Genomic DNA, 17769 nt, shown 5'->3' with positions numbered 1-17769 from the left:
CTATTCGGCGGCTGTAAAAAACGAGGTGGTGCATCTGGTAGACGTGGGCGGCGATCCCGACGTGCTGATCAATAACACGACATATCCTATTGCCGCACAGACCTTGGAAGACGGGGATATCGCCTTGGGGCTCGACAAGTTCCAGACCAAGAAGACACCCGTGTCGGATGACGAGCTGTTCGCCATCTCCTATGACAAGATGGGCAGCGTGATCGAGCGCCATGGAGAGGCTATCACCATCGGCAAGCTGAAAAAGGCGGCACATGCACTGGCACCGTACAGCAACACGGAGAAGACCCCGGTAGCCCCTACATCAGGAGAAACGGACGGAGGGCGCAAGAAATGTACCCGTAAGGATATCATCGCCTTAAAGCGCAAGCTGGACGCGCTGCAGATACCGGCATCCGGCAGGCGCCTGGTGCTCTGCAGTGACCATGTGAACGACCTGTTGGAAGACGACCAGAAGTTCCGTGACCAGTATTACAACTACACATCGGGTAAGATAGCCAACATGTACGGGTTTGAGGTATACGAGTTTGAGAACTGCCCCTACTTCAACAAGAACGGCGTGAAGCTTGCAGTGAACGCCACCCCGACAGAAACTGACTTCCAGGCGTCTTTCTGCTTCTACACGAAGCGCGTGTTCCGTGCGCAAGGAAGCACGAAGATGTATTACCGGGATGCTGTTACAAATCCCGATTATCAGCAGAACGAGGTGAACTTCCGCCACTACTATATCGTATTGCCCAAGAAGATGGAAGCCATCGGAGCCATCTACAGTTACGACGGAAGCACGTCGCAGACTTCAGACGCCTCGGCTGCTTCCGACAAGAATTGGGCACAGGTGCGCCGTGAGGCCGCTAAAGGCACACAGGGAGGCGGCGGAGAAGAAGAGGAAGAAGAAACAGCATGATAAGTAAGGAGGAACAGCCATGGCACAACCAAGAGGCATACGCAACTGCAACCCCGGAAACATCCGCCTGTCGGGTGACAAGTGGAAGGGGCTGCGCCCCGAACAGACCGACGGGCAGTTCTGCCAGTTCACCGACATGGCGCACGGCTACCGCGCCCTGATACGCACGCTGCAGACCTACCGTCAGAAACACGGGTGCCGCACCGTCGCCGACTTCATCCGGCGCTGGGCGCCCGAACACGAGAACAACACCGCCGCCTACATCACGGCTGTATGCCAGAAGATGCAGGTGCCTTCCACCTACGAGCCGGACACGGACGACCGCGACACGATGACCGCCTTTGCGGCAGCCATCAGCGAAGTGGAGAACGGCATACCGGCACAGACGGCGGACATCCGGGCAGGGTGGGAATTATTGTAATAAGGAGCGGGCTATGACGATATTGGACATACTGATGTGGGCATTGCCGTCCGGATTCCTGTCCGGGCTGGTTACGTGGCTGGCATCACGCCGCACGTTCAACGCCCGCAACAAGAAGGAACGCGAGGACACGTACAAGACCCTGTATGACGACCTCAGCACGACGACACTGGATTTATCACGACAAATAAGGAAACTGAATGAAAAGATCATCAACCATGAGACGGCGATACGCAAGTGCTATGCTTGCAGGTATGTTGACCGCTGCCCTGCTGTCATCTTCCTGCGCCAGCAAAAGGTACAGCAGCCTAACAGCCGTCCGCTCGGACAGCCTCAGTGCGAGCGTAACCGAGCGAACGGTCTACGAGCCGGTCCCGAAGCGGACGGCGGGGCTGAAGGTGAGTGCGGCACAATGGACACAGCTGCGGAGCCTTCCTGAAGGCTTCGGGCTGGCAGTGCGGACGGACGGCATGAACCTCAGCCTCACGGCGGACGGCGAAGGCGGGGTCAGCGTCACGGCGGAAGCCGACAGCATCGGGCGCAGGGTGACCTGCCGCAGGGAAGAGACCTCCGCCCGCACCCGTGACGAAACCCGTGAAGAGGAAACGGAGAAACAGGAACCGTCCCGCTGGTGGTGCGTACTGCCGGCACTGCTCATCGCGGTGGCGGCGACCGTGATCATCAAACGGAAAGAAAACTAATTTTCAACTTTTAATTCTCAATTTTCAATTTAATTATGGCAGACACATCAAACGGAATCATGTACGGCGTTGCGGAAATAACTTTCAAGAGTTCCGCCGCCAGTTCAGAAGAGAAGACCCTTGGATGGATAGACGAGAACGGGCTGCAACCAGCCGGTACCGAGCCGCAATTCCTGGAAATCTTTGCGGCACAGGTGCTCGACGGAGCGGTGGAGACTATCCTTCAGAATCCGGGCAGCGAAGCCTTCACCCTCAACCTGATCCAACTGAAGGCAAAGAACCTGGAGGACATCTTCGGAGGCAAGGCGGAATCGGACGGAAGCTACACACCGCCGGCATCGTTCATCGTCACCGGTGTACTTACAATCAAGATGCACTCGGGCCACTCGTTCCGCGTCTTCAACGCACGCCTGTCGAAGACTACTTTCCAGAACGGCATGAACATGCAGAACGTGTTAGGATTCGGCATCCGCGTGGACATGCTGAAACCTACGGACGGAAAGGAACGCAGATACCGGATCTATCCTCCCGGCGTGGAACCGGACACGGCAGACGGAACGGCGGATAGTGCAGGAGAATAATGATGGAAGCGAACGAGATACAGATGTTAGGGGCGGTCGCGCTGATGGACAGCGGCATCAGCCTGCCCCTGCACACCGTGCTCCGCCGCAAGCCCTTCCGCCTCACGATGAAGATACCCACTACGCGCAGCTTCATCCGGGCGAGCCGGGCATACCTCTCCATCGGGGTCACTCCCGAAGAATACGAGGGGTACGGTTTCACCGAAAAGGTGCGCTTTATAGCGGAACACGGCAAGGCGGTGAGCCGCATCGTGGCTGCGGGCATCCTCCGCGGTCCGGTCACGGGACGGCTGCTGAACCGCCCGTTAGCGTGGCTGCTCAGGGAAACGATGCATCCCGTCGCCCTCATGGATGCATGGAAGCTGCTGCTCAGCGAGACCGCCGTCACGTCTTTCGGGATTATTATCACATTGGCTGCAGTGATGAACAAGATGCAGCCCTTAGTGAGCCGGAACGAAAGAGAAAGCGAGACGAGGAGTTAAAGAAGGGACACACCGAACCTTCGCATAGCCTCTTCGGCGTGATAGGCCAGATAGCCACCGAAACCGGCTGGAGCGTGGACTACATCCTCGACCGTGTGAACGTGGTGACGCTGCAACTGATGATGGCGGACATGCCCCATTACGTGAAGCCGCAGCAGCCGTCGCTCATGCAGCGGATAAAGGAAATGGAAGAAAGGGAGAAGAAACGGGTCGGAACGCCGCCGGAAGGGGAAACACAAGCCCCCAAAGGCATGAACCCGCTGGAGTACTTCACCCGATACGCGGTAAAGAGTTAATTATTCACTATTCATTATTAACTATTAACTGAAAGAAAAATGGCCGTACCTGTAGAACTGGAAATATTCATGAGAGACCTTACCAAAGCCGGGTTGCAGTCGGTAGGCAAGAACGTGGAGGGTGTGGAGAGCCAGACCCGCCGGCTCATCGCTGCCCTGGAACAGGTACGCACCGAACAACTCAACCAACTGAACGCAGCCAAGAAAACGGGACAGTCGTACACAACTGAAGCCGCCAACGTACAGGCGCTCACCGGGCAGATAAACGGGCTGAAAGCCGGACTGAAGGAACTGCAGAAGGAACAGGCAGCAGCGGGCGCAACGAAAATCGACATCGACACCGAAGCCGTGGAGCGCAAGACCAACAACCTGCGGATGCAGTTCAGCCAGGTGGCAAGGGAACTGCCTTCGCTGGCAATGGGCCCGCAGATGTTCATCCTCGCTATATCGAACAACCTCCCGATGCTGGCGGATGCCATCGCCGACGTGCGCAAGCAGAACGAACTGCTGAACGCTTCGGGGAAGAAGGCTGTGCCGGTATGGAGGCAGCTGCTCGGCGCATGCTGGTCATGGCAGACGGCACTGATTGCCGCCATATCGGTGGGCATCATGTTCGGGAAAGACATCGCAAACTGGGTGAAAGGGCTGTTCAACGGGAAAAAGGCTTTCGACGGACTGAAAAAGGCACAGGAAGACTATAACAAGGAGATGCTCGCCCAGCAACAGCATGCGCAGACGGAGGCTGTGACGCTGAAGCTGCTGTATGATGCCGCCACCGATGCAGCAGGCGGGATGAAAGAACGGACCGACGCAGTAAGGGAACTGAAGAAGGAATACCCCGACTATTTCAAGAACCTGACCGACGAGGAAATACTGACAGGCAAGGCAGCCGACTCGTATATGCGCCTGACGGAATCCATCATGGCATCGGCAAGGGCACAGGCTGCACGCAACAGCATCGTGGAACAGCAAGGCAAGGTATTAGAAAACGAACAGAAGATAAACGAGGCATACACCCGGCTTAGCGAGGCAGAAAACAAGCTGAAGGAAGTCCGTTTGTTCTTTAAGAAGCAGGAGGAAGAAGGATTCGGCACAGCCACCGCAAAGCTCGCTTCAGAAAACGCAGTCATAAAGGCCGAAACACAGGTCAGAAAAATCGAAAAGGAAATAGCCGGATACCGGAAAGCCATTTACCAAGCCAACAAGGTATCGAAGGAACTGGAAAAAGACATCAACGTGTCCGACTTGGTATTCGACCCGAAAGGCACATCGGGAGGTACACCCACAGGAAGCGGGAACACACCGTCCGGAGAAAAAGACTACGCTTCCCGCCTTGCCGAAGCCCGCCTCCGTGCCGAGCAGGAGACCGAACGCCTGCGCATACAGATACAGCAGGAAGGCTTCGACCGCCGCCGTGCATTGGCTAAGCAGGAATACGAGGAGGTCCTTGCCGCCATCGAGAAGCAACAGAAGGATACAGTGGCGGAGATGGATAAGGCAAAGGCGGAAGGCAGCGTCATCCCGCAAGCGCAGTATGACAGCGTAAACGAGGAAGCCGACCGGATGCGCGTCACGGCACGGGAGAAGCTGAACCTACAGCTTCAGCAGATTGACAAGGACTACAACAAGCAGGCGGCGCAAGACCTCATCGACTACAACAAGCAGTACGGCACCTATGCCGAAAAACGCCTTGCCATTGCGCAGGACTATGCAAGGAAGATAGCGAAAGCACAGACCGACGGCGAGAAACAGGCGTTGGCACAAGAATATAAAAAGGAAACGGCAAATCTTGATTTCGACCGTTTCAAGGAAACAATCGATTGGGAGAAAATATTCGGCGACCTCGACCGGATTTCCACCGACACGCTGGAATCCTTACGGGAGAAGCTGAAAGCATACCTGGAGGGCATCGGGGATGACATAAGCCCGGAATCGTTCGCGGAAGTGATGGACGCATTCCAGGCCATCGACGAACAACTGGCGGACCGCTCTCCGTTCGAGGCGTTGAAGCAAGGATATGAGGACTACCGGACGGCAACGGAAGAAGTGAGGGAAGCGGAACAGCTTCTTCAGGACACGCAACGTACAGGATTTGCCGTCATAGAGGAATATGACGAGGCGACAGGAAAGCTTACCGCCAAGCTCATCACGCAAGCCGAAGCGGAAGAAAGGCTGCGGAACGCACAGGACAAACGGAACGATGCGCAGAAATCGCTGTCACAGGCAGCAAACTCCATCGGGAAGAAAGGACAGCAGGTGGTGAACGCGGGGAACGACCTGCTGGACATGCTCACTTCCTTGGGAGTGTCTGTGCCGGAATCCATACAGGGAGTGCTGCAGGGACTCGGAACAATAACATCCTCGCTGGAAAGCATCGACTTTACCAAGCCGTTCTCGATCCTTACCGGTATCACAGGCACGCTGAAAGGCGTCGGGCAGATAATAGGAAGCCTGTTCGGACTGGGCTCGGACAGCACGGAGAGATACGAAAAGTTGAAAGAATCCCTGGAGGCGATGAACGAGATATACGACAAGATACTCAGCAAGGAAAAGGAGATGATCACTTTCGGAGGAGGATTCGCGTCTATCGATTCGGCGAACGAAGCAATGTATTCGCTGAACAAGCAGATGGAGAATTACCGACAGCTTGCAGAAGCGGCTGGAAAAGCCGGAAGCGGAATGTTCAAGCACTCGTATGCCCACCGGTCGAACGAAGCGATAGGCGCGGGAGGGTTCGCACAGATAAGCAGCCTTCTGGGAAAGAACATACAGGCGGTGCAGGACTTGTACACGCTTTCAGGCGATGAGCTTTATGAAATCATGAGCAAGCTGCCGGAACTGTGGAACGGCATTAACGGAAACATACGGCAATACCTTGAACAACTGGTCGAGGCAAAGGACGAGGCATCGGAAATCATCGGTATGCTGGACGAGGCACTGACGGGAATGTCGGCAGACAGCTTCTACAATGATTTCATCAGTCAGGTATCGGACATGTCGGTGACTTGGGAGGATATGTGCGGTTCTTTCGAAGACCGGTTACGCGAGTCTATCATAGCCGGGCTGGTATCAAGCGAGTACAAGCAGCGTATACAAGACCTGTACAAGCAATGGAGCCAGGCGGCGGAATCGGACAACCGAATAACGGACAAGGAGGCGGAGCAGCTGCGTAACGAATACATGCAAATCGTACAGGACCTGATGAAGCAGCGCGACGAAATGGCGGATGCTTTCGGCTGGGAGTCGGAGACCTCCGGCAGCAGCCAGTCTCCCACCACCGGCGCGCTGACCACGATGAGCCAGGACAGCATCAGCCGGTTCGAGGGCATCGGGCGGTCGATGCAGACGCACCTGATAAACATCGACAAGAGCGTGGCGGACCTGCGTGCCTCCAACCAGCTGAGCAACGAGACGCTGGCGACCATAGCCACGCATACGGCACACATTGTGCTGATACACGAACTGATGGAAGAGATAAAGGTAAACGGAATAAAAGTGCAATAGGATATGGACCTGACAGGATACTTGACGATAAACGGAACGGACCTTTGGACGCAGCACCACTGCTTCCTCGCCGAGACGGAGCGGGGCGGGCACGTGAACATGGACGCCCTGCTGCGGATGCCCAAGGCGAAGGAAATCACTACGGTGGACTTCCGCGAGCACAACGGCGTAGAACTGCCGGACAACCCGGACGTGAAGCTTTCCAGCATCGAGCGCACACTGCAGTTCTGGCTTTCGGCACAGTCCGCCGCCGTGAGGCTGCAACGCTACAAGCAGGTTGCCGCCCTGCTCGTTTCGGGGAAATTGGCTATGGCGGTAAAGAACTACCGCACGTACAACCTGATATACCAGGACATGCCCGCCGAACCGGAGTGGTACGACAGCCAAGACGGCTCGCTATACGGTGTGCTGTTTTCGGTGAAGTTCCTCGAACCGCAGCCGGAGGTGTGAAACTCCTTTAACTCCTATTTAAAAACCCATTAAATGACCTTTAAAGAAAGATGGAACTGAAGATATACGGAAAAGACGGAAACCTGAAGCTCACCGCTTCGCCAGGCTCCTCCTCGACGCTGGCCGAAGAGGTTATGGGCGAATGCAGCGTGTCGGCATCGTTCACCCATACGGCGTTCGTGCCGCTGGACGTGAACGACTACACCGAGGTATCAGGCGTAAAGTATAAAATCCGCTCGCCTTACCGGCCTGCGCAGAAGAACACGCATACCTACCAGTACCAGGTGAAGCTGTACGCCCCCATCCACGACGCGGAAGACGCCCTGATGCTCTATACCGCCGACGGCGACATCCGCTCGGAGTTTTCGTATGACGGTGGTCCGCGCGAGCACCTGCAGCTGTGGGTAGACAACATGAACCGCATTGCGGGCAGCGCGCTCTGGAGCATCGGAACGGTCATCACGGGCGGGAACAAGACCATTGACTATAACAACCTCTCGTGCTGGAACGCCGCTTTCGGCTCTTCCGGCATCGCCGCCGCGTTCGAAACCGAGATGTGGGCGGACGGCTTCGTGATAAACCTCTGCAAGGCATCGAGGGGCGAGACGGTGGAATTAGGCTACCTGCAAGGGCTGACCCAGCTGAGCCAGGAAGACAACGGCGATGTGAAGTTCTTTACCCGCCTGTTCCCCCTCGGCTCTACCCGCAACATCGATGCCAGCAAATACGGGCACGCACGCCTCCAGCTTCCCTCCGGCGCCGCCTACGTGGACAAGAACACGGAACTCTACGGCGTAAAGGAAGCCTACGAGGAAGCCGCCTTTGCCGGCATTTATCCGAAGTATACAGGCACAATCTCTTCCGTGCGCACCGAGGAGAAAGAGAACGAGGAGGGGCGGAAATACACGGTGTACTACTTCAAGGACAGCGGCATGGAGTTCAACCCCATGGACTACCAGATTCCCGACCTTACTTTCATGCTCGCCTTCCAGACGGGCGACCTTGCCGGACGCGGAAACGGCGAGGACGGCTCGTTCGAGGCTGCGTGGCACGAGGACACTTCGGAATGGGAAATCATCAACGTCTATCCCGACGAAACGGCACAGATCCCCGGAGGCTCCATCGTCCCGAACGTAGGCGACACGTACATCCCGTGGAACTTCTCGCTGCCACAAGAATACGTCACGGCAGCCGAACAGGCATACGCCGAGGCGGTGGACGACTTCCTCGACACCTACAGCTTCGACACCAAGAAATACAACGGCACCACCGACCGCAACTACATCGAACGCAACGGCACTTCCATCGCCATCGGGCAGAACGTGCGCCTGCTCTCTGATGAATACTTCGCGGCGGGCTACAAGGACACCCGCATCGTGAAGTGCGTGCGCAAGCTGAACGACCTCAGCCAGGCAACCGTCACCTGCACCGACCAGATAGGCACGGGCTGGAAAACCTCGGTGGACAACCAGCTGAGCGACCTGCACTACATCCTGACCAAGCAGGAGCAGCAGACACTGATAGACATCATCAAGACCGGCGACAACAAGACACCCAGCGACTACAACGTGTTTTCGGCACTGAAGGCGTTGGCGACGTTCTTGCGCAAGGACAAAGCGGACAGTACGCGATACCTTCTCAAATTGCTGGGCGGTGCGGAGTTCGGAGTGTTCACGCAAGGGTTATTGGGAACCGGAGGAGCAGTTACGATAGATGAAGACGGGAACAGCCATGCTGAATTTGACTACCTGACAATCAGGAAAATAGCAACGTTCATCGAACTTCTTATACAAGAGGCTAAGAGTGTTGGAGGTATGATTGTTGTTTCTCCGTCAAATATGAAGGTTTCAAAAGTGGAAGAAACCGATTCTGCCTACAGATGTTATTTTGAAAAAACTGACGGGGAAAGGACTGTCTTAAACCAGTTCGAGGAAGGAGACCAGGCAAGAAGGCAGACATTCAACCTTGAGACAGGACAGGCGTACTATTGGAGGCTTGTGACCTCCGTAGGAGATGATTATGTGGATTTGTCAAAAACGGACTGTGACACCGGTTCCACCGTTCCGCAAGCTGGTGACGAAATTGTAGGGATAGGAAACCGGACAAACAAATCAAGGCAGTCTGCTATCATCATATCTGCTTACGGTGACGGTTCTCCATCCATACGTTACTACCAGGGGATTGATTCTTACAGCCTTACAGGGAAAGCTGTGAAGGAAGACTATTACGACCTTTCCACAGGACGTTTCAAGACTGTAACCTACGGAGATTCTTATGTGGGAGACAGGGAAGGAAACACTTTCATGAAATACGACCAAGAGAACGGCGTGGAAGTAAAGGGCAAAGTAAGCATGTCTTCCGGCTCTACCGGATGGGAGAACTTGGAAGGTCTAAGCGGTGTGATAAAGGACGTTTCTGACGCGGCAAGCGCAGCCCAAAATGCAGCCGACAACGCACAGGATGCGGCTGACAATGCACAGGCGGATGCTGAAAGCGCAAACAACCGCTTAGACCAGTGGGCGGAAGACGGGGTTATATCCCCGACCGAAAAACTCTCCTTAAAACAGGAACTTGAAAATCTGCAAAGCGAATACGACACGAACATACAGAATGCACAGAAGTACGGCATAGATACATCAGCATATACTTCCGCATGGACGGAATACAAGCAAGAGCTTGAATACCATTCGCAAGACACCCCGGAAAACATCACAATAAAGGAAACGTTCGCGACTTCGCAGTCTTCTTTCTACAAGAGCCGTGAGGATTTGCTTGTGTCGATAGCCAATGCGGCAAAGGAATATGCTGACAAGCTCGTCTCCTCCGTAAGTGTAGGGGCCGAGAATCTCTTGCTCAATACAGGTTTCACAGGTAATTATGACCCCAAAGTACTATCTGCTTCAACGCCGTTGAACAAAAGGACTTACATGTATTCCAACAGGCTTGAGAACTGGTCGGGAGCAGGGACGGTAAATGAGGATGAATCTTCGGAAAGCGGATATTCATGCTCGATAGGAAGCATCAGCCAGTCAGTATCTCTTATAGAGGGTGAGAGATATGTAATCTCTTACAAGGCAAAGGGAAGCTCAGTAACTGTAAGTATTGGAAGCAATACATGGACAGACAGCTTAAGTTCTTCGTATTCAGTCTATTCACATAAATTCGAATACAGTTCGGGAAGCGTATTCGCTATGGCAGGAAGTGCAGATGTCTGCGAAATAAAGCTTGAAAGGGGCACGATACCCACAGACTGGTGCCCTTCAAGGAAAGACACGAATGAAGTGGCTGATATGTTTAAGCAATATTGGTACTTGAAAGACGCGATGAACGGAAGTACGGACGTAATAGGAGGTCTTGTCCTCACTTCCATGATGCAGCTGGGCAAGTGGACGGACGGGGTGATGGAGAAAGTCAATGCCGGCATATCGGGCATCTACAACGAGGATACGGACGTGGCGTTCTGGGCAGGCGGCACGTTCGAGCAGGCAATCGCCACGGTACGCAAGATAATCGGCGGCGAAAACCCGTCCGACGAGGAATGGAAGTCGCTCGCCAAGTTCGTGGCGACACACGGGGGAGACATCTTCCTGCGCGGATACATCTATGCCCTGGGAGGAGTGTTCCGGGGCACAGTGTATGCGGAGGGCGGCGAGTTCCGGGGGAAGTTCGAGACTTCGCTGAACGGGCAACGGATTGTGATAGACCCGGAAGACGGAAGCCTGAAAATGCTGGACGAAGACGGCAGGACAGCCGTCAACATATCGTTTTCAAACGATGACGGCAGGATGACAGCCGGGCTGATGATTACCGAATACGAAGGAGACACGGCATGGTTCTCTACAAGGATATTGGGCAGAAGCATTACAATGGTCAATAATATCAGCAATTACGGAGCGATATTACTCCCAGACCAAATCCGGTTCTTGTCCGGCGGTTCGGAATTATTCTCATTGTCAATGTCGCAAGATTATACTACAGGAGGGAAAAAGGTACTTATAACCGGATCGAACTGGAATGAGACAGAAGGTCTGGCAGGAACTGTATATGTAGACGAAAACGGATTCTTAAAAGTTAGTAAAAAAGAACCGGTACAACCGGGCGCATAATTATGGCAAACGTATCACAGATAAAGACAGACACGGACTGGCAGGAGGCGGCAAGCACGATAAACACGAACTTTGCCAACGTCAGCACCGCCATAGAGGGACTGAAACAGACCACATCGGTCAAGATGCCCCTGTTTTCGAGCACATCGGAGGCGAACTCGGCAATCACGAACAAGTACGTCGGGCAGCTGATTCTGGTAGGCAGCACCCTGCCAGCCCCAGTGTACCGGTGGAACGGCTCTTCGTGGGTCAATACAGGAACGACCGGAGGCAATGCGGAAGTGCCGCTTTCGGACTATTTGGGATATGACGATTTGGGCAACGTAAACGAAATTTCAATATAATTATGGCAAAGAAAGTTCAATTAAAAGACAATTCGGGGAACAAGGCATACCCTGTAACCAGCAGCGCATGCGTGGGGATGAGTGACGGAAGCGGAAGCCTGGACGAAAAGATATCCGGAATCATCAGCAATTCCGGATATGTTACCTGTACGGCAGCGGCAGGCACAGTTGCAAAGACCGTCACGCAGGCTGGCTTCGCGCTTTCGACAAACTGCCGTCTGATAGTCAAAATGATAAACTACAACACGGCTGCATCCCCGACTTTGAACGTGAATAACACCGGGGCAAAGCCTTTGTACTACAATGGAGAGGTAGCATCCGCGGATAACACATGGGAAGCAGGCGAGGTGCTCGATGTGTTCTATGATGGAGAAAACTATTATTCCATGTATAATTCAAAAGAAGGCATTTCTGATAATTGTGTAAATCTTTATTCGGAAAATGGAGAATATTCATATATTGATAATGAGGGGCATATTGTACAAGGCACTGCTTCCTATGCTTCCGGGTTAATTCCTCTTGAAGAATATGATAAAATAGATATTGAATCTAACGGAGACGCTGGATTTATAATGTTGGCTTTTTATTCAGACAATTCATTTTATACCTGCATACAAAATTTGTCTGTCAAATTCGATGATACACACGCAATCAAAAAATATACCATAAACACATCTGAATATATAGACAGGGCAAAATATGTGTCAGTTGTATGCAATATAAGTGGTGTTAATATTAAATATACACCTAAGATAATGGCTTATAAAAAGACAAGTATATTAGGAGAGTGTATTATAGACAAACTAAATTTTGATAATGATATATTAAGATTGAATGCTTTTGAAGATTTTTTTTATGGTAGGTCATTTATTAAAGAAACAGGTGAAATAGTTCAAGATACTATTGGAGTTGGAATAACATCTAATTTTATTCCAATAGATGATTCACTTATCGGTATAGAAATATTAACATTGAATACACCGGGATATATTTTGCTTGCTTATTTTACCCAAAAAAATTATTCAAGCATTATGAAAGAGCAGAGTATAGCATTAGAGGAAACTGTTGCATATAAATTCATATCCAAAAATGATATGCCAGTTAATGCTAATTATTGTATAATTTGTGCTTCTTCAAGGCAAGAACCATTTGTATATATATTAAAGAACAGATTGTTGCTTTCAAATGAAAATTTCAACAAATCAAAATTCCCTGATTTGAAGAAAATATATACCAATATACCCGGAGCTGTATATTATGACGGGAGCATTAAAGATACAGATTTGACTAATTATGCTCATATAATAATACCTGCAAACAACTGGATGAACATTTCATTTAAGTTAATGATGGATGTTAAAGATGATAATATAGGCGCCACTTGTCCTGTAGTATTATTCCTTAAAAGTAATAACTGTAATGATAAGATAGACGAATTTATTACATGCCATACGTATGATACGAATATGATTTGCGGGTATATTTCCGATGATGATATTCCCAGCGGATGCACCCATATACTATTTAATTTTAGAAGGCAATATCATATTGACGATGTAATGTCCTTTATTAAAGGAGAAAAAAGAAAGAACAATACAAGTTCACGAAACAAAGTCATTAAATACGATAACCCAATCGGGTATGCTGTCGTAGAAGTGACTACGGATGATTTGTCAATGTGGCCTAACGATAAGACTGAGCACAATGCATCTGTTAAGATGAGTTGTAATGGAAGCGTAATAGTACAGGATTCTAATGCAACAATAGAATATCAAGGCTCAAGCACGATGGCGTATCCTAAGAAAAACTTTCGCATAAAATTTGACAATAATTACAAATTCGGGAATTGGACAGAAACTAAAAAATATAACTTAAAGGCTTATTATTTGGATATGTCTCAAATGAGAGAGGTATTGATGTACCACATGGCGCACCTTATGTATTGTTCAGAACCTAATGTAATGAAAAGATACCCATTCAGTAACTTTACAAAATACCCCACAGGTGCAAGAGCAATATGTGACTTATTTCCATGTGAACTGCATATTAATGGAGAATTTCACGGACTTTATCATTTTGGGCTTGCAAAAGACAAAAAGAATCTTCTTATTGACGAATACAATCCTCTACATTTTGCATTTGAACCAAATGCGGATTATGCAAACAATCCAAATGTTCTTTGGAGTAATGCTGAATATTGGGACCCTGTAATACATGATGAAGTTCCGGAAAATATAAAGGCTAAATTTCAGGAATGGTTAGATTTTCTCACAAGTTCTTCATATACAGATTTTGCATCAAACGCATCTAATCATATTGATATTAAGAACTGGATTATGTACTTAGTATTAGCACAAGTTGTTTATGGATGGGATGCTCTTAGTAATAATATGCAACTCATTACGTACGACGGAGGAAATACATTTTATGTTTTCCCCTATGACGGAGATAATACATTTGGATTTTATAACAACAATCTAAAGAATGCAGTACCTTATGAAGATGTTTTTAGAAATTACTTTAACGGAGGAACTACTCCTGCTTGGATTACTAAATTCATATTTATGTTTACTGAACAACTATGCGATATGTTTAAATATCTATATGACAATGGGGTATTTACCTATCAAACATTTTGTTTATTAGTTGAAGATGAAGCAAAAAATGTTCCGTATTCTATATATGAATCTAATACTGAAAAATGGGGATATACGGGTAGCTATACTAACTACCCATTGTACGATTTATTGAAATGGTATAAAGAAAGAATATGGTTTTTGAAAAAATACTTTAGATATTATTGATTATGAATGAGTTAATAGAAAAAATCGGGATTGACAAGCTTGCCCATTTAGGCGTGGGCGGCTTGCTGTGTGCGTGTATTACTTTAGTGATGATTCTGCAAGATGCGGAAATGATTAGAGCTGGGAACTTGTGGCGTGCGGCGGTTTCCCCTCTTGCCGGGACTATCGCCGTGATGATGTTCGAGTTCTTCAAGGAGTATATCATCGACAAGGAGTTTGACTGGAAAGACTTCTGGTTCACCCTTGCCGGATGCGCACTGGTGTTCGCCGCGACGGGGATTGGGGTTTTGTTTCATTTGTTGTCTAATTAGCTAATCGGATAAAGTCATGAAGAAGATACGTTACAACAGTTGGATAGCCAACAATTTGCTGTTCAAGGGGTACAGCACGATAACTATTGCGGCATGGGTCTGCACGAAGTATAAAGGTAAAGAGGAGATGCCGCAAAGAGTGCGCAACCACGAATGCACGCACGCAAGGCAGTGGTGTGAGTGTATGCTGGCAAGCGGTACCGTAATATGGGTGCTGGTTTTGCTTGCAGGCATATCCGCATGGTGGTTCGCCCTTTCGTTCGGGATGTTCTACATCCTCTATGTACTGGAATGGCTCGTGAAGCTGTGCTTCTACGGTACGGAAGCCTACCGGAACATCAGCTTCGAGCGGGAAGCCAACGCAGGGGAGGACGATGAGACCTACCTTGAGAACTCAGGGTATTTCGAGTGGATAAAATTTATTCGGAAAGCCAAATAAAGAATGGTTGGGGGAGAAAGAAAAAGCCCCCGGCCTGTTAATATAAGACGCCAATCATTTATTAACGACACACCCAAGCGGCGCGCAGCCGGGGGCAAATACCCTCTGCCGCGCCACTTGGGTTTTATCGTTAAAAATGATTGGCATTGCAAAAATAATAAAAATGATTGGATATGACACTATTTGAAGCACTTGAATTTAATAAGAAACCATTGGAAATGCTTATAAGAATGGGTGCTAAATTGAACGATATTCGATATTTAGACCTTTATTCGGAATTTAAATTGATGAAAAGCCAAGGAGAAAAAACTACATATTGTATCGCTTATTTAGCTGAAAAATATTCTATTAGTGAACGTACAATTTATGAAGTATTTAAACGCTTTAAAAAAGAGTGCATATTGGATGCAGTATGATTTCCCATTTTTATTTGGCTGGTGTGTGGCATAACAAGTAGCTTTGTACAACATGAACAAACAGCAAAGTTATATGAAAGAATATTTATCGGCTCCGTTACCTTTTGTGGGGCAGAAAAGAATGTTTGCATCGGAATTCAAGAAGATTCTGAAGCAATATCCGGATGATGCGGTCTATGTGGATTTATTTGGAGGATCGGGATTGTTGTCCCATATCACCAAACGTGAAAAACCTGATGCCACAGTTATTTATAACGACTATGACAATTATTGCAAGCGTTTGAAAAACATACCAAGAACCAACCAGTTGTTGTCTGATTTCAGGCAAATAGCGGCTGGACTGCCAAGGAACAAACTAATTCCAAAGGAAGTCCAAATGAAAATATACGGGCGTATCGAGAAAGAAGAAAAGATATGGGGTTATGTGGACTATATCACCCTATCCTCATCGTTGTTATTCTCCATGAAATACAAGACGAGCCTTGAAGGACTGAAAAAGGAATCACTTTATAATAATATCCGAAAGTCAGGGTATCAGCAGGCGGGTGATTATTTGGATGGACTGACTGTTACACATGAGGATTATAAGGATGTATTCAACCGGTATAAAGAGATTCCGAATACTGTATTTCTTGTGGATCCGCCTTACTTGAGCACAGATGTAGGTACTTATACAATGAATTGGAAGCTGGCGGATTATTTGGACGTACTGGCTATCCTGCAAGCTCATCCTTTTATTTACTTCACATCAAACAAGTCCCAGATACTTGAGCTTTGCGATTGGATGGGGAAACATCCTGGTATGGGCAATCCATTCCAAAATGCCGCTATTGCCACCTTTAACGCACGCATGAATTATAATGCGTTTTACACCGACATGATGTTGTATACGCATACAGTATGACCCCCATTACTCATTTAATAAACATTTAAATATTGATTAAAATGAACGGAAAGAACAAATACCATTGCATTTTAGAAAAAATAGTATGTTCCGGAAAGACACAGACTAACCGGAAAGGGAACATCCGTTATCTTTTAAACGAACGCTTAGACTTGACACCGGCTGACCTGCTGGAGATTTTCGAAGGGCACAACTTGGCACGCAAAAAATTAAAGAGCGAGCTGGAACTGTTCACACGAGGCGAACGAAACGTGGACAGATACCGCGAAGCAGGGATAACATGGTGGGACTATTGCGGAAAAACATTAGTCAACAGTTATCCGACCTACCTTGAAAGACTTCCCCCACTTATTGATAGGATCAACCGGGAAAAGCGAAACAGTAAAAACTATGTGCTTTTCCTTGGTGAAACTGGGGTTGAAAGCAACCAGGCACCCTGCCTAAGCCTTGTACAATTCCAAATAGAAGACGGTGAATTGGTCATTTCTGCCTACCAGCGCAGTTCAGATGCCAATCTGGGCTTGCCGGCTGACATCTATCATCTTTACTCAATAGCACGCCAGATAGAGTTGCCGTTAAAATCCATCACACTGACTTTCGGCAATGTCCATGTCTATGAAAATAATATAGAAAACACACACCGCCTCTTATCTGGTGAAAAAGGAATCCGCTTCGAATTGAATGTATGAAAACATACATATTCCCGCCTTTTATTTGATGTAAAATTAGTGATTTTTTCCGACTTAGACAAGATAAAGAAGAAGAAAATCCAAGGTTTAAACAAGAAGCAAAAAACAACAAAATAATCACATTTCGATTTGTGCTAATGAATCTTAATTCAACACAAATCGATTTGGATTTGCATCACAAAATGATTTGGGGTTTGTATGTGGAATGTTACAGAATCAAGTGTCTTTTTCGCTCGGCGTTTTTCCTAAATAATACAAAAACACCCGACTTTACATTCTTGGGTGTAAAATCGGGTGTCTATTTTGTAAAACATTGATTTTCAATGTTTATTGCGGTGCGTACGGGACTCGAACCCGTGACCCCATGCGTGACAGGCATGTATTCTAACCAACTGAACTAACGCACCA

The 17769-nt window shown here is 48.9% G+C and carries 17 protein-coding genes and 1 tRNA gene; 17 read left to right on the top strand and 1 reads right to left on the bottom strand.

Features of this window, described 5'->3' with window-relative positions; genetic code table 11:
* The first annotated feature begins 61 nt into the window (after positions 1 to 61).
* From B5F91_RS03165 to B5F91_RS03085, 17 genes are all read left to right on the top strand, one after another.
* Complete coding sequence (locus B5F91_RS03165) at positions 62 to 913, top strand: hypothetical protein (protein WP_239416200.1); 852 nt, start codon at positions 62 to 64, stop codon at positions 911 to 913.
* 19 nt (positions 914 to 932) lie between these two features.
* Positions 933 to 1334: a structural protein P5 gene (locus B5F91_RS03160; protein ID WP_087427672.1), complete on the top strand. Its 402-nt coding sequence runs from the start codon at positions 933 to 935 to the stop codon at positions 1332 to 1334.
* 13 nt (positions 1335 to 1347) lie between these two features.
* Entirely contained in the window at positions 1348 to 1773 is a 426-nt protein-coding gene (locus B5F91_RS15135) for a hypothetical protein (protein ID WP_087427671.1), read from the top strand.
* Positions 1774 to 1804: 31 nt separating this feature from the next.
* A complete protein-coding gene (locus tag B5F91_RS15130; RefSeq protein WP_158099885.1) occupies positions 1805 to 2035 on the top strand; it encodes a hypothetical protein in 231 nt (76 codons plus the stop codon).
* Positions 2036 to 2070: 35 nt separating this feature from the next.
* Entirely contained in the window at positions 2071 to 2616 is a 546-nt protein-coding gene (locus B5F91_RS03145; RefSeq protein WP_087427669.1) for a hypothetical protein, read from the top strand.
* A 107-nt stretch (positions 2617 to 2723) separates the two neighbouring features.
* On the top strand, positions 2724 to 3098 hold the full coding sequence (locus B5F91_RS03140) for a hypothetical protein (RefSeq protein ID WP_144025057.1): 375 nt from the start codon (positions 2724 to 2726) through the stop codon (positions 3096 to 3098).
* Between the two features lie 74 nt (positions 3099 to 3172).
* Entirely contained in the window at positions 3173 to 3394 is a 222-nt protein-coding gene (locus B5F91_RS03135) for a hypothetical protein (protein ID WP_144025056.1), read from the top strand.
* Between the two features lie 39 nt (positions 3395 to 3433).
* Positions 3434 to 6898, top strand: a complete 3465-nt coding sequence (locus B5F91_RS03130; RefSeq protein ID WP_087427666.1) for a hypothetical protein — start codon at positions 3434 to 3436, stop codon at positions 6896 to 6898.
* A gap of 3 nt (positions 6899 to 6901) precedes the next feature.
* On the top strand, positions 6902 to 7348 hold the full coding sequence (locus tag B5F91_RS03125) for a hypothetical protein (RefSeq protein ID WP_087427665.1): 447 nt from the start codon (positions 6902 to 6904) through the stop codon (positions 7346 to 7348).
* Between the two features lie 50 nt (positions 7349 to 7398).
* Entirely contained in the window at positions 7399 to 11454 is a 4056-nt protein-coding gene (locus B5F91_RS03120; RefSeq protein ID WP_087427664.1) for a hypothetical protein, read from the top strand.
* A gap of 2 nt (positions 11455 to 11456) precedes the next feature.
* Positions 11457 to 11798 (top strand): hypothetical protein, encoded by a 342-nt coding sequence (locus B5F91_RS03115; protein ID WP_087427663.1) that lies wholly within the window; start codon positions 11457 to 11459, stop codon positions 11796 to 11798.
* Between the two features lie 2 nt (positions 11799 to 11800).
* Positions 11801 to 14602 (top strand): CotH kinase family protein, encoded by a 2802-nt coding sequence (locus tag B5F91_RS03110; protein WP_087427662.1) that lies wholly within the window; start codon positions 11801 to 11803, stop codon positions 14600 to 14602.
* 2 nt (positions 14603 to 14604) lie between these two features.
* Entirely contained in the window at positions 14605 to 14913 is a 309-nt protein-coding gene (locus tag B5F91_RS03105; protein WP_087427661.1) for a hypothetical protein, read from the top strand.
* A 16-nt stretch (positions 14914 to 14929) separates the two neighbouring features.
* Positions 14930 to 15352, top strand: coding sequence for a hypothetical protein (locus tag B5F91_RS03100; protein ID WP_087427660.1), 423 nt, complete (start codon positions 14930 to 14932; stop codon positions 15350 to 15352).
* 173 nt (positions 15353 to 15525) lie between these two features.
* On the top strand, positions 15526 to 15768 hold the full coding sequence (locus B5F91_RS03095) for a Mor transcription activator family protein (RefSeq protein ID WP_087427659.1): 243 nt from the start codon (positions 15526 to 15528) through the stop codon (positions 15766 to 15768).
* 73 nt (positions 15769 to 15841) lie between these two features.
* Positions 15842 to 16672 carry a DNA adenine methylase gene (locus B5F91_RS03090; protein WP_087427793.1) on the top strand — a complete coding sequence of 277 codons (831 nt, stop codon included), beginning with the start codon at positions 15842 to 15844 and terminating at the stop codon, positions 16670 to 16672.
* A gap of 41 nt (positions 16673 to 16713) precedes the next feature.
* A complete protein-coding gene (locus B5F91_RS03085) occupies positions 16714 to 17361 on the top strand; it encodes a thymidylate synthase (RefSeq protein WP_087427658.1) in 648 nt (215 codons plus the stop codon).
* A gap of 333 nt (positions 17362 to 17694) precedes the next feature.
* On the opposite strand, the gene B5F91_RS03080 is transcribed toward B5F91_RS03085, so the two are convergent.
* A tRNA-Asp gene (locus B5F91_RS03080) sits at positions 17695 to 17768 on the bottom strand.
* Position 17769 lies beyond the last annotated feature (1 nt).

Source organism: Bacteroides sp. An322, from assembly GCF_002161765.1.
GTDB classification, from domain to species: domain Bacteria; phylum Bacteroidota; class Bacteroidia; order Bacteroidales; family Bacteroidaceae; genus Phocaeicola; species Phocaeicola merdavium.
This window is presented reverse-complemented; position numbering and strand designations above follow the sequence as displayed.